Consider the following 24,366-nt stretch of genomic DNA (forward strand, 5'->3'; position numbering starts at 1 on the left):
GTGCCCGCTCGCCGGAGGGGGGTGGGCGGGCACCGCGCTCAGGTGAACTCTTCGAACAGTTTCGCGGCCCGGCGGCGGCAGTCCGCACCGGCGGCGTGGTCGCCGGAGTCCTCGTAGGCGGCCGCGAGGTGCCGCAGTGTCAGTGCCTCGTGGTAGCGGTCCCCGGAGCGGTGTGCCAGCCGCAGCGCCTCCTCGGTGGCCTTGATCGCCTCGCCGGGATTGCCGCTTTTCGCATACGCCTCACCGAGGTTGAGCCAGGTGATGGCCGAATGATTGATGTCACCGTACTGGGCCGCGGTGTCGATCGCCCGGCGCGCATAGGTGAGCGCCTGCTCGTAGTCACCGCGCAGGGTGTGCACCCGCGCGACGTTGGTCAGCGGCCCGGCCTGCCCGTACGGATTGCCCGCGGCGATCTGCAGCTTCAGCGAGGTCAGGTAGTAGTGCTCGGCGTCTTCGTAGCGCTCCAATGAGCGGTGGACCAGGCCGAGTCCGTTGATCGGGCCCGCTTCCAGCACCGGGTCGCCGAGTTCGGCACCCATCGCGGCCGCGGTTTCGAGGTGCTCGACGGCCTCGTCGAAGCGGCGCCGGTCGTGCAGCACGTCACCGAGCCGGTGGATGGCCACGCATTCCGCACGCCGGTTGCCCGCCCGCCGCGCGGCGGCGACCGCGATCCGGTGTGACTCCTCCCAGTCCGCCCAGTGCTTGCGCAGGAAGTAGAACCCGGCGAGCACGATCGGCAGCTGGTAGGCGTGCTCGTGCCAGCCGCGGGCGTCGGCGGTCCTGACCAGCGCGAGCAGGTTGGCCCGCTCCGCTTCGTACCAGGCCAGCGCCTGCTGCGCACTGTCGAATGTGGACGGACGGGTGGCGCCGGGCGGCGGCAGCGTGATCGGCAGCGGGGCGCGGCGGATCAGGCTGTTCGCCACGCGGGCGGTCTGCAGGTAGTAGTCGGCCAGCCGGCGCAACGCCGTGCCGTCGGGGTCTTCCTCCTGCTTGGCCGCGAACGCCCGCAGCAGGTCGTGGAAGTGGTACCGGCCGCCGGTGCTTTCGACCAGGTTCGCGCCGGTCAGCTCGCCGAGCAGGGCACGCGCCCCGGCGAGGTCGCACCCGGCCAGGGCGGCGGCCGCCGGCGCGCCGAAGTCCGGGCCGGGCACGGTGCCGAGCAGGCCGAACAACCGCCGGGCCGGTGCACCGAGCGCGGTGTACGACAGGTCGAAGGCGGTGTGCACCGAGGCGTGGTCGTCGTGGGGGATGGCCAGCGTTTCGAGCCGCTGGTGCTGCCGCAACTCGCCGAGCAGGTCACTCAGCCGGTAGCCGGGGCTGGTCAGCAGGTGCGCGGCGGCGATCCGTAGCGCGAGCGGCAGGTGCGCGCAGGCGGCGGCCAGCTCGGGAAGCCGCGTCCGGTCACCGTCCCAAGTGGACAGCAGGGTGCGCAGCAGCTCGACCGACTCGTGCTCGGGCAGCGTGCCGAGCCGCACCGCGCTCGCGCCGTCGACGGCCACCAGTCCCGGCAGCGTGTTGCGGCTGGTGACCAGCACCGCGCATCCGGGTTCACCGGGCAGCAGGGCGCGCACGTCGTCCGCGGTGGCCGCGTCGTCGAGCACCACCAGCATCCGCTTGCCCGTCAGCAGGGAGCGGTACAGCGCGGTGAGCGCGTCCAGCTCGTCCGGGATCTGCTCGGGTGGACAGCCGAGCGCGCGGGCGAACCGGGTCAGCACCTGGGCGGGCCGGACCGACGGCGCGGGGGAGAAGCCGCGCAGGTCGGCGTACAGCTGGCCGTCGGGGTAGTGACCGGCGATCCGGTGCGCCAGGTGCACGGCGAACGCGGTTTTCCCGGCGCCGGGCTGCCCGCTGACCACGGCGAGCCGGACCGGTCCGGTGAGCTGCGCGCTCACCTGCCGCAGCAGCTCGGTGCGTCCGACGAAACCGGGCGGATCCGCGACGAGCTGCCGTGGCACGGGCCGGGCGGCCTGGTCCTCGGCACCGAGGATCGACTGGTGCAGCTCGCGCACCTCGCTCCCGGGATCGATGCCGAGTTCCTCCGACAGCGTGGTGCGCAGCCGCTGGAAGGCGTCGAGTGCCTCGGCCTGACGACCGCAGCGGGACAGCGCCGTCATCAGCTGCGCCCAGAAGCGTTCCCGGAGCGGGTACCGCGTGGTCAGCTCGGTCAGCTCGCCGACGAGTGCGGCGTGCTCGCCGAGTTCGAGACGGCAGGCGATGCGGGCCTCGACCGCTCGTGTGTGTTCCTCTTCCAGCACCGGCAGCATCGAGCGTTCGAGTTCGGCGGAGTGCGCGTCGGCCAACGGTGTTCCGCGCCACAACGCGAGCGCGGCGTCGTACAGCGCGGCGGCTTCCTTCGGGTCACCGGCGTCCGCGGCTCGCCGGGTGAGGGCCTGGAACCGCAGCAGGTCGACCTCGTCCTCGTGCACCTCCAGCAGGTACCCGGGCGCGCGCTGCCGGATGAACACCCGGTCCGGATCGGCCTCCTTCAACGCGGTGCGCAGCCGCCGGACGTAGGAGCGGACCGTGCTTTCCGCGCCGAGCCCCGGTTCGCCCCACAGGTGGTGCACCAGCTCGGCCACCGAGACGACCTGGTTGGCGTGGCAGACGAGCACGGTGAGCAGGGTGCTGATCCGCCCGGCCGGCACGGCCACCTCCCGGCCGGCGTCCCGGACCTGGAGCGGGCCCAGTACGCGGAACTGCATCGATCCCCTTCACCCGTGCGCGGCGTGCTGACCGGCACCACCCTAACCAGTAGCCCGCGCGCTTGGTGAATTGATCACGGACTACGGGTGGTCGCCGAGGCTGACCAGCAGCCGGCGCAGCAGGCCCGCCAGTTGCTCCTGGTCTTCGCCGCCCAGGTCGCCGAGGAGACGTGCTTCCAGTTCGAGGTGGTCGACCACCACGCGGTCGATCAGCTCGCGGCCCTCGTCGGTGAGGGTGATCAGCACGCTCCGCCGGTTGGCCGGGTCGACCTCGCGGGTCACCAGTCCCTTGGCGGCGAGCCGGTCGATCCGGTTGGTGATCGCGCCGGAGGTGACCATGGTGGCCTCGACCAGCTGACCGGCGGTGAGCCGGAACGGCGGGCCGCAGCGGCGGATGGTGCCCAGCACGTCGAACTCCCACAGCTGCAGGTCGTGGCGGGCGAAGTTGTCGCGCAGCTCGCGTTCGAGCAGGCGGCAGGCGCGCTGGACGCGGGCGACGACGCCCATCGGCGCGGGGTCGAGGTCGGGCCGCTCGGTGCGCCACTGGTCGAGGCGCCAGTCGACATTGTCTTGCACGCCGTCCTGCACGCGGCCTCCGCAACATCTCAACGTGAAACTGTTTGACGTCACCCTAACAGAGCGCTACCTTCCTTAACGTTGAACATTTCAACGTTAAGGAGTCTGCATGACCGGTAAGCCCCTCGGAGTGACCGCGCTGACCGCCGCCGTGCCGGTCAGCTGGGCGACCACCTACCTGGTCACCACCGAATTCCTGCCGCCGGGGCACCCGCTGGTCTCCGGGGTGCTGCGGGCGCTGCCCGCCGGGCTGGTGCTGCTCGCGGTGACCCGCCGGCTGCCGCGTGGTGACTGGCTGTGGCGGTCGCTCGTGCTCGGCACGCTCAACATCGGCGCCCTGTTCGCCTTCCTGTTCGCCGCCGCCTACCGCCTGCCCGGCGGGGTCGCGGCGACGTTGTTCGCGGTGCAGCCGCTGCTGGTCGCGGGCCTGGCCTTCCTCCTGCTCGGCGAGCAGCCCACGCGCTGGCGGCTCGGCTGGGGACTGGCCGGGGTGCTCGGTGTCGGCCTGATCGTGTTGCGCGGCAAGCTGTCCTTCGACCTGCTCGGCATCCTGGCCGGGCTCGGCGCGGCGGCGGTGATGGCGGCCGGGATCGTGCTGACCAAGCGGTGGGGGCGACCACCGGGTGCCGGTCCGATGACCATCGCGGGCTGGCAGCTCACCGCGGGCGGACTGGTGCTGGTGCCGTTCGCGCTCGCGTTCGAAGGCCTGCCCCCGGCGCTGGACTCGCGCGCGATCGGTGGGTACGCGTGGCTGTGCGTGGTCGGCGCGCTGCTGTCCTACCCGATCTGGTTCCACGGCATCGGCAAGCTGCCGGTGGTCGCGGTTTCCTTCCTGTCCCTGCTTTCGCCGGTGGCCGCGACGGTGCTGGGCTGGCTGTTCCTCGGCGAGACGCTGACCGCCTGGCAGGGTGCCGGCTTTGTGCTCGCGCTGACCGCCATCGCCGCCGCGCAGCTCACCCCGAAAGCCCGGAAAGCCCGGAAAGCCCCGGAAACACTCCGCGTTCCCGCCGTCACCCGAGGAGAATGAGCATGTCCCGCATCATCCTGGTCACCGGAGCCACCGGAACCGTGTCCACCGCGCTGCTCGATGCGCTGTCCGGCGCCGAAGTGCGCGCACTGGTCCGTGACGAGTCCAAAGCAGACAGACTGCGGGAACGCGGTGCCGAGGTCGTCGCCGGGGATCTCGGTGACGCCCGGTCGCTGCCACCCGCCTTCGAAGGGGTGCACGACCTGTGGTTGCTCGTGCCGAACGGGCCGCGGGCGCCGGAGCACAACATGAACGCGCTGTGGGCCGCGCGGGAGGCGGGGGTGGAGCGGGTGGTGCGGCTGTCCGTGGTCGGCGCGGCGCACGACGCGCCGAACCGCAGCGGCAGGCTGCACGCGCTGTCCGATCACGAGACCGCCGAGTCCGGGCTGCGCTGGACGATCCTGCGCCCGCACTGGTTCATGCAGAACCTGCTGAACGAAGCGGGCGACATCGCCGCCACCGGCACGTTCTCGCTGAACATGGCGTCGGCGCGGCTCGGCATGATCGACGCGCGCGACATCGCCGCCTGCGCGGCGCGGGTGCTGCTCGATGATCCGGACCGCCACCACGGCCAGGCGTACACCCTCACCGGTCCGCGTTCGCTGAACTTCGACCAGGTAGCCGCCGAGCTGGGACAAGTGCTTGGACGGTCCATTGTGTACACGCCGGTCGCGGACGACGTGAAGCGCAAGGCGCTGCTCGGGTACGGCGTTCCGGAATGGATCATCGACATGCTGGAGGAATACGCGCGGGCGTACGCGGCGGGCTGGGGTGACTTCACCACCGGCGCGGTGGCGGAGCTGCTCGGCCGCGCGCCGAGGGAGTTCGCCGAATTCGCCCGCGACCACGCGGAAGCATTCGCCTAGGGCACAGGCGTGAGCAGGGAGCCCTCGGTGAGGAAGTGGTGGAGGTTGCGGAAAGCCAGCTCCCCCATGGCTTCCCGGGTTTCCGTGGTGGCGCTGGCGATGTGCGGCAGGAGCAGCACGGAATCGAGGTCCAGCAGCGGCGCGGGCACCTCGGGCTCCTCGGCGAACACGTCGAGCGCGGCACCGGCGAGCTTGCCGTCGGTCAGCGCCACCACCAGTGCGGGTTCGTCGACCACGGACCCACGCGAGACGTTGACCAGGAAACCGTCCGGGCCGAGCGCGGTGAGCACGTCGGCCGAGACCAGGCCGCGGGTGTTCTCGCCACCGGCCACCGCGACCACCAGCGCGTCGGCTTCGGCGGCGAGCGCCACGGGGGAATCCACGTAGCGGTACGGCACCCCGTCGACCGGACGCCGTGAGTGGTAGCTCAGCTCGACACCGAACCCGGACAGCCGGGTGGCAATGGCGCGCCCGATCCGGCCGAGCCCGAGAATGCCGATCTTCTTGCCGCTGACCTTGGTGGCCAGCGGATACGCGGTGGTGGTCCAGTCGCCGCGGCGGACGAAGCGGTCCGCCGCGGTGAGCCGCCGCATCACGTCGATGAGGCCGCCGACCGCGAGGTCCGCGACGCAGTCGGTGAGCACGTCGGGGGTGTTGCTCACGTCGATGCCCCGCGCGCGGGCCCGGCCCACGTCGGTGGTCTCGTACCCGACTCCGAAGTGGACGATCGCTTCGAGGTGGGGGAGCGCGTCCATCACCTCGTCCGGCACACCGACCCTGGCGCTGGTGATCGCCGCGCGGAACTCGCCGCCGTGCTCCGCCAGGTAACCCTCCGGCTGCTCGAACAACCGCACGGTGCGGTGGTGCGTGGTGAGCGCGGTTTCCAGCGACGGCAGCAGGGGGCAGAGTTGGAGCACGGTCATGGCCCTGAGCGTATGGATCGGCGTGATACCTGTCTAAGACCAAGTTCGCATTCATCGATACCTTCCGCGCATCAAATGGCCTCCCTTGACGACCTCTCGTGACCGGCTTACGGTCTGCGTCTACAGATGCAGACCGGATACGCGTCCATAGACAGTCGGCTCCGGTTTTCCGAGCAATTCATCCTCTGATCATCGGAGAGACGATGCTGTCTTCCGTACGTTCCCGCGTCCTCGCGGTCGCGGCGGTGGTCCTGTGCGGCAGTTCCTGCACCGTGGCGAACAGTCCCGCGGGTGACGCCGGAGCCGCGGGCAGTACGTTGCGCGTTGTCCTCGCGCAGGAACCACCGACCCTCGAACCCTGCGAAGCCTCGCTCACCTCGACCGGCGTGGTGGTCCGCTCCAACATCAGCGAACCGCTGCTGGAACGCGACGCCGCCTCCGGTGAGCTGCGCCCGCTGCTGGCCACGGCCTGGCGGCAGACCGCGCCGACCACCTGGGCCTTCGACCTCCGCGGCGGCGTCACCTTCCACAATGGACAGCCGTTCACCGCGCAGGACGCCGCCTTCTCCATCGACCGCGCGGTCAACTCCGACCTTCAGTGCAATGTGGACGGTTACGTGTTCGACGACGACGAGCGGCTGCGCATGGAGGTCACCGGCGACACCGGGCTGACCGTGCACACCACCAAGCCGGACCCGATCCTGCCGCTGCGGCTGAGCTTCGTCGAGATGGTGCCGCGCACCACCAGCACCACGGCGAAGGTCCGCGAACCGGTCGGCACCGGCCCGTACGCCATCGAGAGCTGGGAGACCGGGGTGTCGATCACCTTGCGGCGCAACGAGCGCTACTGGGGTGAGCGGCCCGCCTTCCCGCAGGCGCGGTACGTCTGGCGCGCGGAACCCAGCGTGCGCGCGGCGATGATCACCCGCGGCGAGGCCGATCTGGCCACCACGCTGAATCCCGAGGACGCCACCGAGGAGAATTCGGTGGCCTACCCCAACAACGAGACCACCGCGCTGCGCCTGGACGGCCGCGAGGCGCCGCTCGACGACATCCGGGTGCGCCGCGCGATCGGCATGGCGGTGGACCGCGAAGGCATCGTCGGCACCCTGCTGGCCGGGCTGGCCGAACCGGCCGCGCAACTGGTGCCGGACGGCGTGGTGGGCTTCAACCCCGCGCTGAAGGCCGCGCCCTACGACCCCGAAGCCGCCCGCGCGCTGATCCGCGAAGCCGCCGCCGACGGCGTCCCGGTCGATCGCCGGATCACCCTGGTGGCACGGAACACGCAGTTCCCCAGGGTCGCCGAGACCGCCGAAGCACTGCAGTACCAGCTGGCGCAGGCCGGGCTGAACGTGCAGATCCAGATGGCGGACACGGCGGCGCACCTGGAGTACCAGCTGCGGCCGTTCCCCACGGACGTCGGGCCGGTGGCGCTGCTGATCATGCACGGCAACCAGGCCGGTGACGCGGCCTTCACCACCAGCCAGTACCTGCGTTCCGACGGTCCACAGTCGACCTTCGGCACCCCGGAACTGGACGCCAGGATCGATCAGGCCGACGAACTGGCCGGTCCGGCGCGCCAGGACGCCTTCGCCGCGATCTTCGCCGACCAGAACCAGAGCGTGGCCCAGTACGTGCACCTGGCCCACATGCGCGGCCTGCTCGGGATCTCCCGATCCGTGCGGTACCAGCCGGATTCGGCCACCGGGGACGAACTGCACCTCGCCGCGGTGCGGCCGTCGGCCGGGGAGGCGCGCTGATGCTGACCTTCCTGCGCAAGCGCGTTGTCTCCAGCGCCATCCCGCTGGTTTTTGTGGTGCTGGGCGTGTTCTGCCTGGCGCGGCTGACCGGCAACCCGGTGAACCTCTACCTCCCGCTCAGCGCCACCGCCGAGCAGCGCGCGGCCTTCTCCGCCGAGCACGGTTTTGACCAGCCCATCCTGGTGCAGCTGTGGGACTACCTCGGCCAGGTGATCCAGCTCGACTTCGGCACCTCGCTGCGCACCGACCAGCCCGCCGCGGAAATGGTGCTCACCGCCTTCCCGGCCACCCTGCAACTGGCCGCGGTGACCATGCTGATCGCGGTGGCCGGCGCGGTGCTGATCGGCTGCCTCGCCGCCTACCGGCCGAACTCGCTGGCCGACCGGGTGTCCAGCTTCCTGTCGATGACCGCGGCCAGCATCCCGGACTTCTGGTTCGCCATCATGGGCGTGCTGGTGTTCGGCGTGAGCCTGGAATGGCTGCCGACCTCCGGCGTCAGCGGCGGCCCCGAGGTGTGGGTGCTGCCGATCGCCACCCTGCTGATCCGCCCGTTCGGCGTGCTCGTCCAGGTGGTGCGCGGCGCGATGGTGGCGGCGCTGTCCGCGCCCTACACCAAGGTCGCCCGCAGCAAGGGCGCGAGTGAGAAGCGCGTGGTGTTCGGGCACGCGCTGCGCAACGCCACCACGCCCGCGCTGACCGTCGCCGGTGACCTCACCATCGGGCTGGTCAACGGTGCGGTGGTGGTGGAGACCATCTTCGGCTGGCCGGGCATCGGCAAGCTGATGATCGACTCGATCCTGCAGCGCGACTTCGCCGTGCTGCAGGCCGCCGTGCTGCTCACCGCGATCACGATCTTCCTGCTGAACATCGTGATCGACCTCTGCTACGCCCTGCTCGACGCCCGCGTGCGCCAGGCAGTCCCGGCCTGACCGTGCTTTCGCCCAAGGAGCGACGATGACCACCACACTCGGCAAACCCACCGGTGCCCCGGCCGCGCGCCGGGCGCGCTGGTGGACCCTGCTCGGCCGTGACCGCTTCGCCGCCGTCGCCGCCGTGGTGCTCGGGCTGGTGCTGCTGACCGCGGTGCTCGGCCCGCTGCTCACCGGCGACCGCGCGGTGCGCCAGGACCTGCGCGCGTCCCTGCGGCCACCGTCGTTCGACCACGGGTTCTTCGGCCTGCTCGGCACCGACGTGCTGGGCCGCAGCGTGCTCGCCCGGCTGATCGACGCCGCCGGGACCACGTTGTCGGTGGCCGTGCCCGCCGTGCTGTGCTCGCTGGTGATCGGCGCGACGCTGGGCATGTGGGCCGGTTACCACGGCGGCGTGCGGGAGAACGTCGCGATGCGCGTGGCCGACGTGATCCTGAGCTTTCCCTCGCTGCTGCTGGCCGTGGTGGTGCTCTACGTGTTCGCGCCCAGCGTCGGCAACATCGTGCTGATCCTGGCGATCGCGCGCATCCCGGTCTACCTGCGCACCGCCCGCGCGGAGGCGGCCGAGCTGAAGAGCAGGCTCTTCGTCGACGCCGCGCGGACCTTCGGCGCCACCGGCTGGCCGACCATCTACCGGCACATCCTGCCGATCGCGCTGCCGACCCTGCTCACCGTGGCCACGCTCGACTTCTGCTTCGTCATGCTCACCGAGTCGTCGCTGAGCTTTCTCGGCATCGGCATCCAGCCACCGGACGTCAGCTGGGGGCTGATGGTCGCGCAGGGCCGCCAGTACCTGCAGACGGCGTGGTGGATCGCGGTGCTGCCCGGGGTCGCCATCGTGCTGACCACGGTTTCGGCCACCGTGCTCGCCGCCTGGGTGCGCCTGGCCACCGACCCGGCGCAGCGCTGGCGGCTGACCCTGCCGCGGCGCACGCGCGGCGCCCGTCCCACCACCACGGAGGTCACCGGATGAACGCGGCAGCTCTGGACACCGTGGCGCTGGAGGTGGACGGCCTCAGCGTGGACCTGCGCACCCCGGCCGGCACGGTCCGCGCGGTGGACAAGGTCAGCTTCTCCGTGCGCCGCGGCCGGACGCTGGCGCTGCTCGGCGAGTCCGGCTGCGGCAAGTCGATCACCGCGCAGACCATCGCTGGCCTGCTCGACCCGGTGGCCGAGGTGGCGGGCGGCGCGGTCCGGGTGGCCGGTACGGACGTGCTCAAGCTCGGCCGCGCCGAACGACGGCGGCTGGCCGGTCCGGTGCTGTCGATCGTCTTCCAGGACGCGCTGACCGCGATGAACCCGGTGCAGCCGGTGGGCAGGCAGCTCGGTGAGCCGTTCCGCATCCACCAGGGCCTGTCCCGGCGCGCGGCGCGGGAGAAGGCCGTCGAACTGATGGAGAAGGTCGGCATTCCGGAGCCGCGGGCGCGGGCGCGTTCGTACCCGCACCAGTTCTCCGGCGGGATGCGGCAGCGTCTGCTGATCGCGATGGCGGTGGCGCTGAGCCCGCAGGTGCTGATCGCCGACGAGCCGACCACCGCGCTCGACGTGACCGTGCAGGCGCAGGTGATGAAGTTGCTGCGGGACCTGCAGACCGAGCGCGACATGGCGCTGGTGCTGATCACGCACGACCTCGCGGTGGTCGCCGAGCAGGCCGACGACGTGGCGATCATGTACGCCGGGAACGTGGTCGAAACCGGCCCCGTGCGCGAGGTCTTCGCGTCACCCCGGCACCCGTACACGCGCGGGCTGCTGGATTCGGTGCCCGAGCACGGGGTGCGGGGCAAGCCGCTGCACGCCGTGCCGGGCAGCCCGCCCGAACTCAGCGCGGTACCGTCCGGTTGTGTTTTCCAGGCGCGGTGCCCGAAGGCCGCGGACCGCTGCGCCGAGTCGCGCCCGGTGCTCACCGTGGCCGGCTCCCGCGCGGCCGCCTGCCACTTCCCGGAACAGGAGCCAGCCCATGCCTGACAACCTGCTCGAGGTCAGCGGCATCCGGAAGACCTTCCGGGTGGGCAAGAACCGGCTGACCGCGCTCGACGGGGTCGATCTCCGGATCGGCCGCGGGGAAACCGTCGGCCTGGTGGGGGAGTCCGGCTGCGGCAAGTCCACCCTGGCCCGCGTGCTGATGCTGCTGGAACGCCCGGACGAAGGCACCGTGCGGTTCGCCGGGCAGGACCCGTTTTCCCTGCGGGGCAAGGAACTGCTCGCCTGGCGACGCCGGGTGCAGATGGTCTTCCAGGACCCGTTCGCCTCGCTGAACGCGCGGATGACCGCGGCCGAGCTGATCGGCGAGCCGTGGCGCACGCACCGCGACGTGGTGCCGACCGCGGCCGAGCGCGCCGCGCGGACCAGGGAGCTGCTCGACCTGGTCGGCCTGCGCGCGAGCGACGCCGAGCGGTATCCGAACGAGTTCTCCGGCGGGCAGCGGCAGCGCCTGGGCATCGCCCGCGCGCTGGCGCTGAACCCCGACCTGATCATCTGCGACGAGCCGGTGTCCGCTTTGGACCTTTCGGTGCAGGCGCAGGTGCTGAACCTGCTCGCCGAGCTGCAGCAGCGGCTCGGGGTGTCCTACTTGTTCATCTCGCACGACCTGTCCGTGGTCCGGCACGTCGCCGACCGGGTTTCGGTGATGTACCTGGGAAAGGTGATCGAACAGGGGCCGGCGGCCGCCGTGTTCGACCACCCGGTGCACCCGTACACGGCCGCGTTGATGTCGGCGGCGCCCACGCTGGACGTCTCCGGCGCGGACCGCCCTGACCGGATCCTGCTGCGTGGTGAGCTACCGTCCCCTTTGGACCCGCCATCGGGTTGCCGCTTCCGCACCCGCTGCTGGCAGGCGGCGGATCGCTGCGCCGAGGTGCCGCCGGTAGCCGCGCGGGAGTCGGACGAGCATGAAGGACTCTGTCATTTCCCGCTCACGGCGGCCGCGGTGTGAGCGTTCCGGCCTTCCTGCTGCTGTCGGCCGTGGTGCTGGTCGGCTCGCTGCTCCAGGTGTCCATCGGGTTCGGGCTGGGCATGCTCGCCGCACCGGTGATCGCCCTGCTCGACCCGACGCTGGTGCCGGTGGTGCTGCTCCTGCTGGCGACCGGCGTGACCACGGTGACCGTGCTGGCCGAACGCGAGCACCTGGACCTGCGCGGCACCGGATGGGCGCTGGGCGGGCGGGTGCCCGGCACGATCGCCGGGGCGGCGCTGGTCGCGTTCCTGCCAGCGAAAGCACTCGCGCTCAGCGTCGCCGCCGTGGTCCTGCTCGGGGTGGTGGTGAGCCTGCGCGGATTCCGGCCGCACCCGACGCCGCGCGCGGTGGTGCTGGCCGGGGCCGCGTCCGGGTTGATGGGCACGGCCACCTCGATCGGCGGGCCGCCGATGGCGATGGTGTGGCAGCGTTACGCCGGGCCGAAGATGCGCGGCACGATGAGCGCGTTCTTCCTGGTCGGCTCGCTGCTGAGCCTGGGCGCGCTGGCCCTCGCGGGAGTGGTGCACCTCGAAACGCTGCGGTATTCGGCCTTGCTCGCGCCCGCCGCGGCGGCCGGGGTGCTGCTCGCGCGCCCGTTGTCGCGCCGGCTGGACGCGGACCGGACGCGCGGGGTCGCGATGGTGCTCGCGGTCGCCGGTGCGGTGACGCTCACCGTCCAGCAGTTCCTCTGACCACATTGGACAGTTGTGCGCCGTTGGCGAGCCGGCCGATGTTGGCGGCGATTTCCGCGGCACGGCCGGTGAACGTCTCGCGGGTGTGCCCGGAATGGTGCGGGGTCAGCACCACGTTCTCCAGTTCGTGGAACGGTCGCGTGTACCCGGTCGCGCCCGCGCCGTCTTTCGGGTGGCTCCACCAGACGTCCAGCGCGGCGCCCGCGATCTCCTCCTCGACCAGCGCGGTGAACAGCGCGTCCTCGTCGACGATCGGGCCGCGGGCCACGTTGATCAGCAGGGCGTCGGGCCGCATTCGCGCCAGCTGCGCGGTGCCGATCAAGCCCTTGGTGGCGGAGGAAAGCGGTACCGTCAGCACCACCACGTCGGATGCGGCGAGCAGTTCGTGGAGCCGGTCGTCGCCGTCCACGCGGTCGAGCCGCAGGTCCGGCGGCAGCGGCGCGTCCGGATTCCGGCGGACCGCGCGGACCCGCATGCCCAGCGCACCGGCCGCCCGCGCCACCTGCTGCCCGATCTCACCGAATCCGACGACGCCGATCGTCCGCCCGGCCAGCGTGCCACCGAGCTGGAGCGTCGGATCGAGCGCGACGGATTCCCAGATTCCCCGGCGCAGCAGGCGATCCGCGCGGAGCACCCGCCGCGAGAGCATGAGCGCCACCATCACCACGTGCTCGGCGATGGACCGGCCGTGGTGGAAGGTGTTGCAGACCGTGGTGCCGGGCGCGAGGGCGTCCAGCGGGATGCGGTCCAGCCCGGCGCCGGTGACGTGCACCAGCCGCAGGTCGGCACCGGCCTCGGCCATCGGCACGGTCATCCGGGACGCCACCAGCACGTCGGCGCCGCCGAGGCGCGCGACCACCTCGTCGTCCGGGCGGCCCGCGAGGAACTCCCAGTCGTGGCCGTCGGTCCCGTCGCGGGTCAGCTCGCCGGTGAACCGGCTCAGGATCGGGTCGGTCAGCAGGATCCTCATCGGCTCACCAGCGCGGCGCGGTGGGATCGAAGTCCGGCTCGAAACGCCGGTAGTAGCCGGTGTCGTCGCGTTCGCGGATGCCGCACGACAGGTACTGCTCGTGCAACCGGGCCAGCGCGTCGTGGTCCAGTTCGACGCCGAGGCCGGGGCTGGTGGGCACCGCGACCGCGCCGTCTTCGAAAGTGAGCGCGCCGGGCACGATCACGTCGTCGGCCGTGTCCTTCCACGGCCAGTGCGTGTCGCAGGCGTAGGTCAGGTTCGGCGTGGCGGCGGCGAGATGCGTCATCGCCGCGAGGCTGATGCCGAGGTGCGAGTTCGAGTGCATGGACAGGCCCAGGCCGAAGGTGTCACAGATACCGGCGAGCGTGCGCGAGCGGTCCAGGCCGCCCCAGAAGTGGTGGTCGGACAACACCACCTGCACCGCGTCCGCCTTGACGGCGGGCTCGACGTGGTCGAAGGCGACCACGCACATGTTGGTGGCCAGCGGCATCGGCACCTCACGCGCGACCGCCGCCATGCCCTCGATGCCGGTGGTCGGGTCCTCCAGGTATTCGAGCACGCCGTCGAGCCGCTGCCCGACCCGGATCGAGGTCTCCACGCTCCAGGCGCCGTTCGGATCGATCCTCAGTGGATGGTCGGGGAAAGCCTTGCGCAGCTCGAGAATCGCCTCGATCTCGGCTTCCGGCGCGAACACCCCGCCCTTGAGCTTGATCGCGCTGAAGCCGTATTCGCCGATCATCCGCCCGGCCTGGGCGACGAGCTGTGCCGGGTCGAGCGCGGCACCCCAGCTGTCGTCCTCGGCGCCGGGGTGCCCGGCCCACTTGTAGAAGAGGTAGGCGCTGTAGTCCACGCGGTCGCGGACGGCGCCGCCGAGCAGGTCGCTGACCGGGCGGCCGACGGCCTTGCCCTGGATGTCCAGGCAGGCGACCTCGAACGGGGACAGCACGCGGTCCGCGGTGCTGCTGCCGGTGACCATTCCGCTCATGCCGTGCCCGCCGGTGCTCCGGTCGGTGGCCAGCGCGACGCGGATCCGGCGGGCGATTTCGTTGACGTGCCAGACATCGACGCCGGTGAGTTCGGCCGCCGCGATCCGGAGCCGGTCGAGGTGGCCCGCGTCGCCGTAGGTCTCGCCGAGGCCGGTCAGGCCCGAATCGGTTTCCAGCTCGACGATCGCCCGCAGGGCGAAGGGCTCGTGCACGCCGACGGTGTTGAGCAGCGGGAGGTCGGTGAAGGCCACCGGGGTGACGCGCACTTCGCGGATGCGGTGGGACTCGTCGGGCACCAGTGGACCTCCGGGCTAGAGCGGGCGGTTGGCCCGACCCTAACCCGGGGCGGTTCACATGTGAAGACGCATGTCACATATGTAGACGATATTCACGGCTGGCCGAGGTCGCTGGTCATCGCCGCCTGCTCGATGGTTTCGCGGGCCCGCCGCATCGCGGTCAGGATCTCCGCCTCGCGTGCCGGGTTCAGCCGGGTCAGCGGCACTGAACAGCTGATCGCGTCGGTGGCGGGGCTGGTGTAGCGCAACGGCAGCGCGAAGCACTGGAGGCCGACGCTGTTCTCCTCGCGGTCCACCGCGTACCCGCGTTCGCGGACCCCGGCGAGGTCGTCGAGCAGGGCGGGACGGTTGACCAGGGTGTGCGGGGTGAGCGCGGTCAGCTTCTCGGGCAGGTGGCCGTCGAGTTCGGCGGGGTCGAGCTCGGCCAGCAGCGCCTTGCCGAGCGCGGTCGAGTACGCGGGCAGGTCCCGGCCGACGCGGTTGTGCGGGCGCAGGTACTGGCTGGAGGCGCGGGTGACCAGGTAGACCACGTCCTCGCCGTCGAGCCTGCCGAGGTGGAAGGTCTCGTCGAGGTGCTCGCCGAGCATGTCGAGCACCGGCTTGGCGACGCGGACGCACGGGTCGGTGTCGAGATAGGTGGTGCCGGCGAGCAGGGCGCGGATGCCGATGCCGTACAGGGTGCCCGACGCGTCGGTGCGGACCCAGCCGTACTTGGCCAGCGTCCGGAGCAGGGCGTAGCAGCTGCTGCGGGGCATGCCCAGCGCTTCGCTCAGCTCGCGGAGCCTGGCCGGGCGATTGCGGCGGGCGGCCAGCAACTCCAGCAACTCCAGGGTGCGCGCCGCCGACTTGACCTCGCGGACACCACCCTCCCCGGGCTCGGGTGCGGCCATCAACGCCCTCCAACCTCCACGGACAACGGCCGACACGGTACCCCGCTGCCCGTCCGGGAGGCGGCACACTCCAGAGCGAACGACCTGCCGCGGGGTCGCCTCCTGAACACGAATGTGGCTTTCGGGGCGAAATCCGCCCCGAAAGCCACATTCGTGTTCAACCCCGGCTGGGCGCTGCGGGGTCAGCGTGACCAGCGGGCCAGGGGGAGCGCCGGGACCCGGCGGCCCCGGTATCCCGTCATCTCCTGGTTCGACACCAGTGCGTTGAGCACCGCCTCCTCCACGGCCTGCACGACCGCCTCGAAGAACGGGTCGATGTGGCCCCACGGCACAAAACGCAGCGTTTCGTACGCGTCGTCCGAAGGTCGCGGGAAACGGCTCGTGAGCGCCCCGGCGTTCGCCGTGCTGAAGGCCAGGAAGAGGTCGCCCGAGAAGTGGGAGCCGGTGGTGCCGGTGCGGGCGAGGCCGAGCGGAACCCGCCTGGCCAGCGCCGTGCACTGGCCAGGCAGCAGCGGCGCGTCGGTCCCCATCAGCACGATGACCGAACCGGCGCCGGGCGGGGCGAGCCAGCCGGTGTCGGACATCGGGTCGTCGTCGGTCAGGTCCCGGCCGACCGGCACGCCCGCGACCGTCAGTTCCCGGCGGCTGCCGAAGTTCGCCTGCACCAGTGCGCCGACGGTGTACCGGTCTTCCCCGTGCGCAACCGCCCGCGACGCCGTGCCCGTCCCGCCCTTGAAGCCGTAGCAGGTCATGCCGGTGCCGCCGCCGACCGAGCCCTCCGCCACCGGGCCACCGCGCGCCGCGTCGATCGCGGCCAGCGCGTGTCCGGTGTGGACGGTCGCCGCGTTGACGTCGTTGAGGTAACCGTCCCAGGTTTCGGCGACCACGGGCAGCAGCCACTCCGCCGCCGCGCCCGGCCGCTCGCGCACCACCCAGTCGATCACGCCGCGGTGGCACGGCCCGACCGCGTGCGTGTTCGTCAGCAACACGGGCAGGGACAGCGAACCGGTCTCGGCGAGCCACGCGGTGCCGGTCATTTCCCCGTTGCCGTTGAGCGAAAAAGTACCCGCCGCGCACGGCAGGTCGAAGCCGGCGCGCCCACGCGGCAGCACCGCGGTGACACCGGTGCGCACCGAATCGCCCTCGGTCAGCGTGGTGAAACCGACCTCGACCCCGGGCACGTCGGTGATCGCGTTGTGCGGGCCGGGCTCGCCGGGCAGGTCGATGGCCAGGTCACGGGCTCGGGTCACGATTCCTCCAGTGCGCAGCGCGTCGCGGTCCGGGCGTAGGACAGCAGCAGTTCCTCGGCGGTGGCACGGTCCAAAGGGGACACCGCCTGCGTCAGGTGCAGCCCGTACCCGTCCTCCATGGCGACCAGGTTCCGCGCGATCGTCACCGGCGCGTCCGCCAGGTCGAACACCCCGGTGGCCGCGCCCGCTTCGAGAATCGAGGTGTAACAACGGACCTGGCGTTCGTAGAGCGCGATGTGCCTGGCCGCATAGGCGGGATCGCGGCGCGAGATGGTGCCGAGTTCGTAGAGCAGCACGCAAAGTTCGTCGTCCGGGCCGGTGGGCAGGCCGCTGGCGATCATGGCCCGCAGCCGGGCGGGCGGGCTCTGCCCGGCCGCGGCGCGTTCGCGGGCTTCGCAGAACCGCTCGACCGCGTCGCGCTGCACTTCCCGCAGCAGCTCGGCCAGGCTGGGGAAGTAGTACAGCACCGAACCCGACGACATGCCGGCGCCGTCGGCGATGTCCCGCAGCCGCAGGTCCAGCACCCCGCGCTCGACCACCGCCCGCCGCGCCACCGCCACCAGTTCCGTCCGCCGCTCGGTCGCCCTGCTCGGTCTTGCCATGCCGGTCATTCTTCAAAGAGAGTTCAGAAAACGCAACCACGGTCTTGACTTGACAGCGGCGACGACCTTTGATGCTGGGTCATCGGTTCTCTGAAGGAGCTTCAAAGAACACTGGAGGTCGACCGTGGCCGTCCCCGCTCTCCGCCGTGGGCTCCGCACCCTCGGCACGCTGCTCATCACCCTGTCCGCGATCAGCCCGGCGTCCTCGGTTTTTGTCATCGCCCCCGGCGTGCTCACCGGGGCCGGTTCCGGCGCGTTCTACAGCTTCGTGGCCGCCGCCGTGGTCGGCGTGTTCATGGCCTTCGTCTACGCCGAGCTGGCTTCGGCCTTCCCGCTGGCCGGTGGGGAATACGCGATCACCGCGCGCACGCTCGGGCGGCTGCCGGGATTTGTCGTGCTCGGCATCATGATCGTCACGCAGGTGCTCATCCTCGCGGTGATCGCGCTCGGCGTCGGGACCTATCTCGGCGTGCTGATCCCCGGGCTGTCCGCTCCCGTGGCGGCCGCGGTGACCTGCGTGGTCGCCGGGCTGGTCGCGGTGTTCGACATCAAGCTCAACGCCTGGATCACCGGCGTCTTCCTGGCCATCGAGCTGCTGGCGCTGGCCGTGGTCGCCGCGCTGGGCCTGCTCGACCCGGTGCGCCCGTTCACCGAGTTGCTCACCCAGCCGGTCGCCGCCGACGGTGGCCCGGCCACCGTCGGCGCCATCGTGGTGGCGACGTCGGTGGCGATCTTCGCCTACAACGGTTACGGCTCGGCGGTCTACTTCGGTGAGGAGACGCAGGACGCCGGGCGCGGGGTGGCGCGCGCGATCTTGCTCGCACTGGGCATCACGGTGCTCGCCGAGCTGGTCCCGGTGACCGCCGTGCTGCTCGGCTCGGCGGACCTCGGTGCGTTGTTCTCCGCGCCGAACATGCTTTCGCACTTCGTCACCGAACGGGGTGGCGGCACGCTCGACACCGTCGTCAGCCTGGCGGTCGCGCTGGCGATCATCAACGCGGTGCTGGCGATCGTGCTGATCAGCTCACGGCTGGTGTTCAGCAGTGGCCGCGACCGCGCGTGGCCGGCGCCGGTCAACCGCGCGCTGGCGAAGGTGCACCCCCGGTTCGGCACGCCGTGGGTGGCCACCATCGGCACCGGCGTGGTGGCCGCCGTGCTGTGCTTTGTGGACGAACAGGTGCTGCTGGTGGTCACCAGCACCGCGATCGTGGTGGTGTACGCGGCGCTGTGCCTCGGCGCCATCGCCGGACGGCGGTCGGGGGCCACCGCGCACGCCCGGTACCGGATGCCGTGGTTCCCGGTCGCGCCCGTGCTGGCGCTGGCCGCGCTCGGTTTTGTGCTGTACCAGAACGCCCGCGACCCGGAGATCGGACGACCCAGCTTGCTGGTCACCGCGGGCATCGCGCTGCTGGCGGTGGTCTACTACCTGCTCGTGCGCCGCCGCCGGGGCGGCTGGGTACTCGCCGAGCCCGTCACCGAGGAACCCACAGCACCGGCCCGGCCGGATGGGGATCGGAGCTGACCAGGTCACCGCGGTGGGCAGCAGTGTCACGAATGTGGCTTTCGAGACGCCAAACGTCTCGAAAGCCACATTCGTGACACGACACTGCCCCGGAGGACAGCGCCGCGGCGGCACTGCGATGGTGGGGGTGACCGCGGCGAAAGGAAAGCGATGAGCACGACCACGATCACCCGTGAGGTCAGCGACGGCATCCTCACCATCACGCTCGACCGGCCCGACCGGCTGAACGCGTTCACCGTCACCATGGCCGACGAGCTGGAGGCCGCGTTCACCGAGGTCAACGCGGACGACGAGGTGCGCGCGGTGATCGTGACCGGCGCCGGGCGGGCGTTCTGCGCGGGGATGGACCTGGGTGGCGAGGGGAACGTGTTCGGCCTGGACGCCGAGCGCACCCCGACGCTGACCGACATGGACGATCTCGACAATCCGGACCTGGCCCGGATCCGCGACACCGGCGGGCGGGTCACGCTCGCCATCCACGACTGCCGCAAGCCGGTGATCGCCGCGATCAACGGCGCGGCGGTCGGCATCGGCGCCACCATGACGCTGGCCATGGACGCCAGGATCGCCGCCACCACCGCGCGCATCGGGCTGGTGTTCGGGCGGCTCGGGGTGGTGCCGGAGGCGGCGTCGACCTGGTTCCTGCCGCGGATCGTCGGCCTGCCCACCGCGCTCGACCTCGCCTACAGCGCCGACATCCTCGACGCGGCCGAGAGCCGCGAAGCCGGGTTGGTGCGGCAGGTGGTCGAGCCCGGCGAGCTGCTCGACGCGGCCAGGGCGCTGGCCGACCGGTGGACGCGCGGGCGGTCACCGGTCGCGACCGCGCTCACCCGGCAGATGATGCGGCGCAACGCGGCCCGCCCGCATCCGGCGGACGCGCACCGGGTGGATTCGCTGGCGATGTTCTACACCAGCATCGGCGACGGCGAGGAAGGCGTGGCCGCGTTCCGCGAGAAGCGCGCCGCCGAGTTCACCTCCCGCGCCTCGGACATGCCGCCGTTCTACCAGGACTGGCTGGACGCCACCCGCGACTGACCGGCTGTCCGGTGAACGCCTGACACCACACCACCGGCCGGACCGCTGGAATGGTCCCCGTGACCGAGGGGGCAGGCGGGCCGAGGGGTGGGGGCCGGATGGAGTTCCGGGTGCTGGGGCCGGTGGAGGTCCGGCTCGGCGGGCGGACCGAGGTGCTGTCCGGCAGGTTGCGGCGCACGCTGCTCGGCATCCTGCTGGCACGCCGCGGCCGTCCGGTGCCGGTGGATGTGCTGATCGACGCGCTGTGGGGGGAGCGCCCGGATCCACGGGCGCCGAAGAAGCTGCAACTGCACATCCACCGGCTGCGCGCGGTGCTCGACGAGCCGGAGCGGTTGTCGTTCGGGCCGGCCGGGTACCGGTTGCGCGTGCGGCCGGGGGAGGTCGACGCGGACCGGTTCGAGGCACTGGCCCGCGCCGGGATCGCGGTCGCGCGCCGGGAACCCCAGCGCGCGGTCGAATCCCTGCGCGCGGCCCTGGTGCTGTGGTACGGCACCGCGTTCGGCGACGCGGACGTGCCGGTGCTCGCGGACTGGGCGCGGCGGCTCACCGACCTCCGGCTCACCGCGATCGAAGCGCTGTACCAGGCCGAGCTGGACTGCGGCCTGCACGAGGCGGTCATCGGGGAGCTGACCGGCTTGGCGCGGGCGCACCCGCTGCGGGAGCGGCTGCACGAACTGCTGGTCACCGCGTTGCACCGGGCCGGGCGCCGCGCGGAGGCGCTGGAGGCGTACCGCCACGCGCGGCAGGTGTTCCAGGCCGAGCTGGGCCTGGAACCCGGACCGGTGCTGCGTGACCTGCAACGCCGCGTGCTCATCGAACCGGCTCCGGTGGCCAGGGCGGTGCCCGCGCAACTCCCGGCCGGCATCGGCGCGGTCACCGGCAGGCACGCCGAACTCGGCGAGTTGGACGGCCTCCTGGCCGAGGACGCGCCGAGCGCGCTTTCCGTGGTGACCGGCACGCCGGGCGTGGGCAAGACCGCGCTCGCCGTGTGCTGGGCGCAGCGGGTGCGTGACCGGTTCCCCGACGGGCAGCTCTACGTGGATCTGCGTGGTTACGAGGACAAGCCGGTCGCGCCCACCGACGCGCTGGCCGGGTTCCTGCGTGCACTCGGCGTGGACCGGTCGGCCATTCCCGACGACCTCGACGAGCGGGCGGCGGCCTTCCGCACGCTGGTGGACCGCCGCCGGATGCTGGTGCTGCTGGACAACGCGGGCACCGCCGAGCAGGTCCGCCCGCTGCTGCCGGGCGGGCCCGCCTGCCGCACGCTGGTGACCAGCCGGGACGCGCTGGCCGGGCTGGTGGTGCGGTACGGCGCGCACCGGATCAGGCTGGGCGCGCTGTCCGGGCCGGACGCGGCCGGGTTGCTGCGGGAACTGCTCGGCGAGCACGCCGAAGCGGTCGGCACCACCGATCTCGCCGAACTCTGCGCGGGCCTGCCGCTGGCGCTGCGGGTGATGGCCGAACTGGTCCGGCCGGACAGCCCGCCGGACCGGGGCGACGCGATCCGGCGGACGCTCGCCGCGGTCACCACCCCGCCTCGTTCAGTTCGGCCAGCGTGATCACCCCGTCGTCGAGGGCGCGCGTGACCAGCTCGCTCTTGGTGCGCGCGGCCCGTCCGGCGTTGGCGTACTTCACCCGCACGCGCGCGATGTGGGTGTCCACGGTCTTGACCGTGATGTGCAGTTTCGCGGCGACGAGTTCCTTGGAGGACGAGGCGAACCACGCGCGCAGCACCTCGGTTTCGCGCGGCGAAAGGCGTGGCCGGTCCGGGGTTTCGTCGGCCGCGAGGGCGCCGGACAGCGAGGGCGCGGTGTATCCGAGGCCGTCGGCGGCGGCCCGGATCGCGGGCACCAGGTGCTCCGGCCCCTCGCGCTTGGTCAGGTACGCCAGCGCGCCGAGATCGATGCACTTGATCGCGGTGAGGTCGTCGGAATGCTGGGAATACACCACCACGCGCCGTCCACTGTCGACCAACCGGCGGAGTTCGCCGAACTCCGGCTTGCCCGGCACCAGCTCCAGGTCGAAGATGACCACGTCGGCCTCGGCGCCCTCGCCGGTCCACACCGCGGCGAGGCGGTCACCGGCGTCGACCAGCCGGATCGGCGGATCGGCCTGCTCGCACCAGTACCGCACCCCGGCGGCGATCGCCGCGTGATCGTCCACGATCACCGCCGTGATCAGCTCGGCTCCCATCGGGCCTCCATCCAGACCGTGCCGTTGCCGCTGAAGGTTTCCACCCGCACGCCGTCGCTGACCGGTTCCGTCGCGATCGCGGCGGCGCAGTCGGCCACCACGCTGACCGACACCAGCTCGGCGCTGCCCACCACGGTGACCCGCGCCCACGAATCCGCCGTCGCGAGCGCGGTGAGCGCGGCGTCGGTCAGGTCGCGCCGGACCGCGACCGGCGGCACCGGCCACTGCCCGCGCGCGTCCAGCTCGACCTCGACCCCCTTGCGGTCCGCGACATCGGCGCAGTGCCGCAGTTCGTGCAGCAGCGGATTGTCCACTGTGTCCGTCTCGGCGAACAGGCGGCGCATCCGGGCCGCCTCGATCGCGGAATCCCGCCGCACCAAGGGGTCCGACGGTTTCAGCGAACCTTCGGCGAGCCCTTCCAGCAGCGGCACGGTGGTGGCGGCCAGTTCCGCGAACCGCTGGCTGCGCCGCCGGTGCGCGGCCGTGGCGACGGCTTCCGCGGTGCGCACCCGTTCCAGCTTTCTCGCGGCTTCGTCGGCCTGCGCGGCGATCCGGCCCAGCACGGCGGCCACCACCGCGATGCACAACGGGAAACCGAGCACGGTCACCGAACCGGTGGCGAACCGCGCCAGTGACCGCTCGGTCACGTCGTGGAACAGCAGGAGGTTCGTCAGCGCCAGTGCCTCGTGCGTGACCAGGAAGGCCAGCATCGTCCGGAATGGACGGTCGAGCAGCACCACCACGCCCGCCCAGTTCGCCGCGCCGAACAGCCAGTCCACCGTGCTCGCGATCCGGTCGTCCGGCAGCGTCAGGTACGACAGCGCGGAAGCGGCGAGCACCACGGCGATGGCGGGCCACCGGAGCGCACCCCACGGCCGCCGCCGCAGCACCTGCACCAGCTCGGTGGCCAGCACCGCGGTCAGCAGGGCGAGTGCGGTGAACTGCGCCGCGGGCACGTCGTGGGAACCCAGGTGCCGCAGCAGGTTGACCAGGCCAAGCACGTCCACGGTCAGCACGGCGACCAGCAGCGTGGCGATCCGGAGGCCGCGGTGCAGCTGCGCCTTGGTGGTGTCAGCCATGGCCGGGCCGCCATTCCAGGCGGACCACGGTGCCCGCGCCCGCCGCCGAGGTGATGGTGGCGCGGCCGCCTGCCCGCGTCATCCGGCCGTGCACGGATTCACGCAGGCCCCGGCGGGCGACCGGGGTCTCGCCGGTGGTGGTGAATCCCTTGCCGTGGTCGGAAATCTCGACCAGCAGCCCCCGCGGACCACCGTCCACCCGGATCCGCGCGCGATCCGTTCCGGCGTGGCGGCGCACGTTGTTGAGCGCTTCCCTGGTGGCACCGGCGATCGCGCTGGCCGCGTCGAACGGCAGTGGCAGCTCCGGGGGCGCGTCCAGGTCCACGGTCAGCTGCGTGGCGTCGAGATCGGCGTGCAGCAGCTCCACCAGGTCGGCCCGCTCCTGACGTTCGTCGGTGGACCGCAGCCGGGCCAGGTCGCGGCGAGCCTGCGGAGCCACCCAGTCCGCGTCCGGCGGGACCTGCCCGGTGCCGACCATCAGCAGCGTGGTGGCCGCGGTGTCGTGCAGCGAGTTCGCCAGTTCCCGTTCCTCGGCACGCACGGCCGCCGCCACCGCGGCTTCGCGGCGCGCCCGTTCGGCTTCGGCGGCCAGCCGGTCGGCACGCTCGGCCGCGCGGGTGACCAGGATCCAGGTCGCCCTGGACAGCACCGCCATCGCCGGCACCCACATCTCCGAGAAGGTCGGCTTCAGCCCGGCCGTGGTGAAGATGGCCAGCATCGAGCCGCCGCACACCAGCGCGGCGGCCAGCCCGGGCACCGTCGCGGTGTGCCACTGCCAGGTCACGCAGGCGAAGATGACCAGCAGCCGGAGCCACCCGGTGTTGCCGTCCGCCACCGCCCCGGTCCAGAACACGCTCAGGCACAGCCCGATCAGCACGGCGGCGTCGAGCGCGACCGGGACTCCACCGCGGCGCCGCAGCCACCAGGCCTGCCCGCAGGTCCACGCGACCGCGGCGGCGTCGACCAGCGCGGTGGCGGCGAACTGCCCGTCCGAGGTCCGGAGCAGCGCGATGACGGCGATGAGCGGGAGGGGCGCGAGGCGCACCGCGACGGCATAACGGCGGCCGAAGCTGCCCAGCGATCGCATCGCTTCGCCCGCCACCCGCACCTCACCC

22 protein-coding genes are annotated in these 24,366 nt (G+C 72.0%); 11 read left to right on the forward strand and 11 right to left on the reverse strand.

Annotated elements, in window-relative coordinates; genetic code table 11:
* Positions 1-38 precede the first annotated feature (38 nt).
* Both A4R43_RS03650 and A4R43_RS03655 read right to left on the reverse strand, forming a co-directional pair.
* Positions 39-2,702 carry an AfsR/SARP family transcriptional regulator gene (locus A4R43_RS03650; protein ID WP_113690984.1) on the reverse strand — a complete coding sequence of 888 codons (2,664 nt, stop codon included), beginning with the start codon at positions 2,700-2,702 and terminating at the stop codon, positions 39-41.
* A gap of 81 nt (positions 2,703-2,783) precedes the next feature.
* Complete coding sequence (locus tag A4R43_RS03655; protein WP_113697323.1) at positions 2,784-3,278, reverse strand: MarR family winged helix-turn-helix transcriptional regulator; 495 nt, start codon at positions 3,276-3,278, stop codon at positions 2,784-2,786.
* A gap of 109 nt (positions 3,279-3,387) precedes the next feature.
* Here A4R43_RS03655 and A4R43_RS03660 point away from each other — a divergent pair, with 109 nt between their 5' ends.
* Positions 3,388-4,305 (forward strand): EamA family transporter, encoded by a 918-nt coding sequence (locus A4R43_RS03660; RefSeq protein ID WP_113690985.1) that lies wholly within the window; start codon positions 3,388-3,390, stop codon positions 4,303-4,305.
* A 2-nt stretch (positions 4,306-4,307) separates the two neighbouring features.
* Positions 4,308-5,171, forward strand: coding sequence for an SDR family oxidoreductase (locus A4R43_RS03665; protein WP_113690986.1), 864 nt, complete (start codon positions 4,308-4,310; stop codon positions 5,169-5,171).
* On the opposite strand, the gene A4R43_RS03670 is transcribed toward A4R43_RS03665, so the two are convergent.
* The gene (locus A4R43_RS03670; protein WP_113690987.1) at positions 5,168-6,094 is read right to left on the reverse strand and encodes a 2-hydroxyacid dehydrogenase; all 927 of its coding nucleotides are present in this window, start codon (positions 6,092-6,094) and stop codon (positions 5,168-5,170) included. The two genes, A4R43_RS03665 and A4R43_RS03670, sit on opposite strands and share 4 nt — an antisense overlap.
* 203 nt (positions 6,095-6,297) lie before the next feature.
* On the opposite strand from A4R43_RS03670, the gene A4R43_RS03675 reads away from it, so the two are divergent.
* The 6 genes from A4R43_RS03675 to A4R43_RS03700 are packed head-to-tail and all read left to right on the forward strand — an operon-like array spanning position 6,298 to position 12,428.
* On the forward strand, positions 6,298-7,854 hold the full coding sequence (locus A4R43_RS03675) for an ABC transporter substrate-binding protein (protein ID WP_113690988.1): 1,557 nt from the start codon (positions 6,298-6,300) through the stop codon (positions 7,852-7,854).
* Positions 7,854-8,783, forward strand: a complete 930-nt coding sequence (locus A4R43_RS03680) for an ABC transporter permease (RefSeq protein WP_113690989.1) — start codon at positions 7,854-7,856, stop codon at positions 8,781-8,783. Before A4R43_RS03675 ends, A4R43_RS03680 begins: the two co-directional genes overlap by 1 nt.
* Positions 8,784-8,808: 25 nt before the next feature.
* Positions 8,809-9,756 carry an ABC transporter permease gene (locus tag A4R43_RS03685; protein WP_113690990.1) on the forward strand — a complete coding sequence of 316 codons (948 nt, stop codon included), beginning with the start codon at positions 8,809-8,811 and terminating at the stop codon, positions 9,754-9,756.
* The gene (locus A4R43_RS03690) at positions 9,753-10,748 is read left to right on the forward strand and encodes an ABC transporter ATP-binding protein (protein ID WP_113690991.1); all 996 of its coding nucleotides are present in this window, start codon (positions 9,753-9,755) and stop codon (positions 10,746-10,748) included. Before A4R43_RS03685 ends, A4R43_RS03690 begins: the two co-directional genes overlap by 4 nt.
* Positions 10,741-11,715: an ABC transporter ATP-binding protein gene (locus tag A4R43_RS03695; protein ID WP_113690992.1), complete on the forward strand. Its 975-nt coding sequence runs from the start codon at positions 10,741-10,743 to the stop codon at positions 11,713-11,715. The genes A4R43_RS03690 and A4R43_RS03695 overlap by 8 nt, the downstream gene beginning before the upstream one ends.
* Positions 11,712-12,428, forward strand: coding sequence for a sulfite exporter TauE/SafE family protein (locus A4R43_RS03700; protein ID WP_113690993.1), 717 nt, complete (start codon positions 11,712-11,714; stop codon positions 12,426-12,428). The genes A4R43_RS03695 and A4R43_RS03700 overlap by 4 nt, the downstream gene beginning before the upstream one ends.
* On the opposite strand, the gene A4R43_RS03705 is transcribed toward A4R43_RS03700, so the two are convergent.
* The 5 genes from A4R43_RS03705 to A4R43_RS03725 form a co-directional block, all read right to left on the reverse strand.
* Complete coding sequence (locus A4R43_RS03705; protein ID WP_113690994.1) at positions 12,406-13,398, reverse strand: 2-hydroxyacid dehydrogenase; 993 nt, start codon at positions 13,396-13,398, stop codon at positions 12,406-12,408. The genes A4R43_RS03700 and A4R43_RS03705 overlap by 23 nt on opposite strands.
* Positions 13,399-13,402: 4 nt before the next feature.
* Entirely contained in the window at positions 13,403-14,680 is a 1,278-nt protein-coding gene (locus tag A4R43_RS03710; RefSeq protein WP_113690995.1) for a glucarate dehydratase family protein, read from the reverse strand.
* Positions 14,681-14,772: 92 nt separating this feature from the next.
* Entirely contained in the window at positions 14,773-15,570 is a 798-nt protein-coding gene (locus A4R43_RS03715) for an IclR family transcriptional regulator (protein WP_113690996.1), read from the reverse strand.
* 182 nt (positions 15,571-15,752) lie between these two features.
* On the reverse strand, positions 15,753-16,820 hold the full coding sequence (locus A4R43_RS03720; RefSeq protein ID WP_113690997.1) for a DmpA family aminopeptidase: 1,068 nt from the start codon (positions 16,818-16,820) through the stop codon (positions 15,753-15,755).
* Positions 16,817-17,422, reverse strand: a complete 606-nt coding sequence (locus tag A4R43_RS03725) for a TetR/AcrR family transcriptional regulator (protein ID WP_113697324.1) — start codon at positions 17,420-17,422, stop codon at positions 16,817-16,819. Before A4R43_RS03725 ends, A4R43_RS03720 begins: the two co-directional genes overlap by 4 nt.
* 124 nt (positions 17,423-17,546) lie before the next feature.
* On the opposite strand from A4R43_RS03725, the gene A4R43_RS03730 reads away from it, so the two are divergent.
* The 3 genes from A4R43_RS03730 (at position 17,547) to A4R43_RS03740 (ending at position 21,538) form a co-directional block, all read left to right on the forward strand.
* Positions 17,547-18,944, forward strand: a complete 1,398-nt coding sequence (locus A4R43_RS03730; protein WP_113690998.1) for an APC family permease — start codon at positions 17,547-17,549, stop codon at positions 18,942-18,944.
* Positions 18,945-19,094: 150 nt separating this feature from the next.
* Positions 19,095-19,979: a crotonase/enoyl-CoA hydratase family protein gene (locus A4R43_RS03735; protein WP_113690999.1), complete on the forward strand. Its 885-nt coding sequence runs from the start codon at positions 19,095-19,097 to the stop codon at positions 19,977-19,979.
* Positions 19,980-20,077: 98 nt separating this feature from the next.
* Positions 20,078-21,538, forward strand: coding sequence for an AfsR/SARP family transcriptional regulator (locus A4R43_RS03740; protein ID WP_162788304.1), 1,461 nt, complete (start codon positions 20,078-20,080; stop codon positions 21,536-21,538).
* Here the strand turns inward: A4R43_RS03740 and A4R43_RS03745 are convergent.
* The 3 genes from A4R43_RS03745 to A4R43_RS03755 are packed head-to-tail and all read right to left on the reverse strand — an operon-like array spanning position 21,504 to position 24,353.
* The gene (locus A4R43_RS03745) at positions 21,504-22,172 is read right to left on the reverse strand and encodes a response regulator (protein ID WP_113691001.1); all 669 of its coding nucleotides are present in this window, start codon (positions 22,170-22,172) and stop codon (positions 21,504-21,506) included. The genes A4R43_RS03740 and A4R43_RS03745 overlap by 35 nt on opposite strands.
* Positions 22,157-23,251, reverse strand: coding sequence for a hypothetical protein (locus A4R43_RS03750; RefSeq protein WP_113691002.1), 1,095 nt, complete (start codon positions 23,249-23,251; stop codon positions 22,157-22,159). The genes A4R43_RS03745 and A4R43_RS03750 overlap by 16 nt, the downstream gene beginning before the upstream one ends.
* Positions 23,244-24,353 carry a sensor histidine kinase gene (locus A4R43_RS03755; RefSeq protein ID WP_113691003.1) on the reverse strand — a complete coding sequence of 370 codons (1,110 nt, stop codon included), beginning with the start codon at positions 24,351-24,353 and terminating at the stop codon, positions 23,244-23,246. Before A4R43_RS03755 ends, A4R43_RS03750 begins: the two co-directional genes overlap by 8 nt.
* Between the last annotated feature and the right edge of the window lie 13 nt (positions 24,354-24,366).

Source organism: Amycolatopsis albispora (assembly GCF_003312875.1).
Classification (GTDB): Bacteria; Actinomycetota; Actinomycetes; order Mycobacteriales; family Pseudonocardiaceae; genus Amycolatopsis; species Amycolatopsis albispora.

What these genes read in the sequence shown, in the direction of transcription:
- A4R43_RS03675 (WP_113690988.1), top strand. Translation starts at nt 6,298, where the DNA reads ATGCTGTCTTCCGTACGTTCCCGCGTCCTCGCGGTCGCGGCGGTGGTC.
- A4R43_RS03685 (WP_113690990.1), top strand. Translation starts at nt 8,809, where the DNA reads ATGACCACCACACTCGGCAAACCCACCGGTGCCCCGGCCGCGCGCCGG.
- A4R43_RS03725 (WP_113697324.1), bottom strand. Translation starts at nt 17,422, where the DNA reads ATGGCAAGACCGAGCAGGGCGACCGAGCGGCGGACGGAACTGGTGGCG.
- A4R43_RS03690 (WP_113690991.1), top strand. Translation starts at nt 9,753, where the DNA reads ATGAACGCGGCAGCTCTGGACACCGTGGCGCTGGAGGTGGACGGCCTC.
- A4R43_RS03740 (WP_162788304.1), top strand. Translation starts at nt 20,078, where the DNA reads ATGGAGTTCCGGGTGCTGGGGCCGGTGGAGGTCCGGCTCGGCGGGCGG.
- A4R43_RS03750 (WP_113691002.1), bottom strand. Translation starts at nt 23,251, where the DNA reads ATGGCTGACACCACCAAGGCGCAGCTGCACCGCGGCCTCCGGATCGCC.
- A4R43_RS03670 (WP_113690987.1), bottom strand. Translation starts at nt 6,094, where the DNA reads ATGACCGTGCTCCAACTCTGCCCCCTGCTGCCGTCGCTGGAAACCGCG.
- A4R43_RS03705 (WP_113690994.1), bottom strand. Translation starts at nt 13,398, where the DNA reads ATGAGGATCCTGCTGACCGACCCGATCCTGAGCCGGTTCACCGGCGAG.
- A4R43_RS03735 (WP_113690999.1), top strand. Translation starts at nt 19,095, where the DNA reads ATGAGCACGACCACGATCACCCGTGAGGTCAGCGACGGCATCCTCACC.
- A4R43_RS03745 (WP_113691001.1), bottom strand. Translation starts at nt 22,172, where the DNA reads ATGGGAGCCGAGCTGATCACGGCGGTGATCGTGGACGATCACGCGGCG.
- A4R43_RS03680 (WP_113690989.1), top strand. Translation starts at nt 7,854, where the DNA reads ATGCTGACCTTCCTGCGCAAGCGCGTTGTCTCCAGCGCCATCCCGCTG.
- A4R43_RS03695 (WP_113690992.1), top strand. Translation starts at nt 10,741, where the DNA reads ATGCCTGACAACCTGCTCGAGGTCAGCGGCATCCGGAAGACCTTCCGG.
- A4R43_RS03715 (WP_113690996.1), bottom strand. Translation starts at nt 15,570, where the DNA reads ATGGCCGCACCCGAGCCCGGGGAGGGTGGTGTCCGCGAGGTCAAGTCG.
- A4R43_RS03650 (WP_113690984.1), bottom strand. Translation starts at nt 2,702, where the DNA reads ATGCAGTTCCGCGTACTGGGCCCGCTCCAGGTCCGGGACGCCGGCCGG.
- A4R43_RS03660 (WP_113690985.1), top strand. Translation starts at nt 3,388, where the DNA reads ATGACCGGTAAGCCCCTCGGAGTGACCGCGCTGACCGCCGCCGTGCCG.
- A4R43_RS03665 (WP_113690986.1), top strand. Translation starts at nt 4,308, where the DNA reads ATGTCCCGCATCATCCTGGTCACCGGAGCCACCGGAACCGTGTCCACC.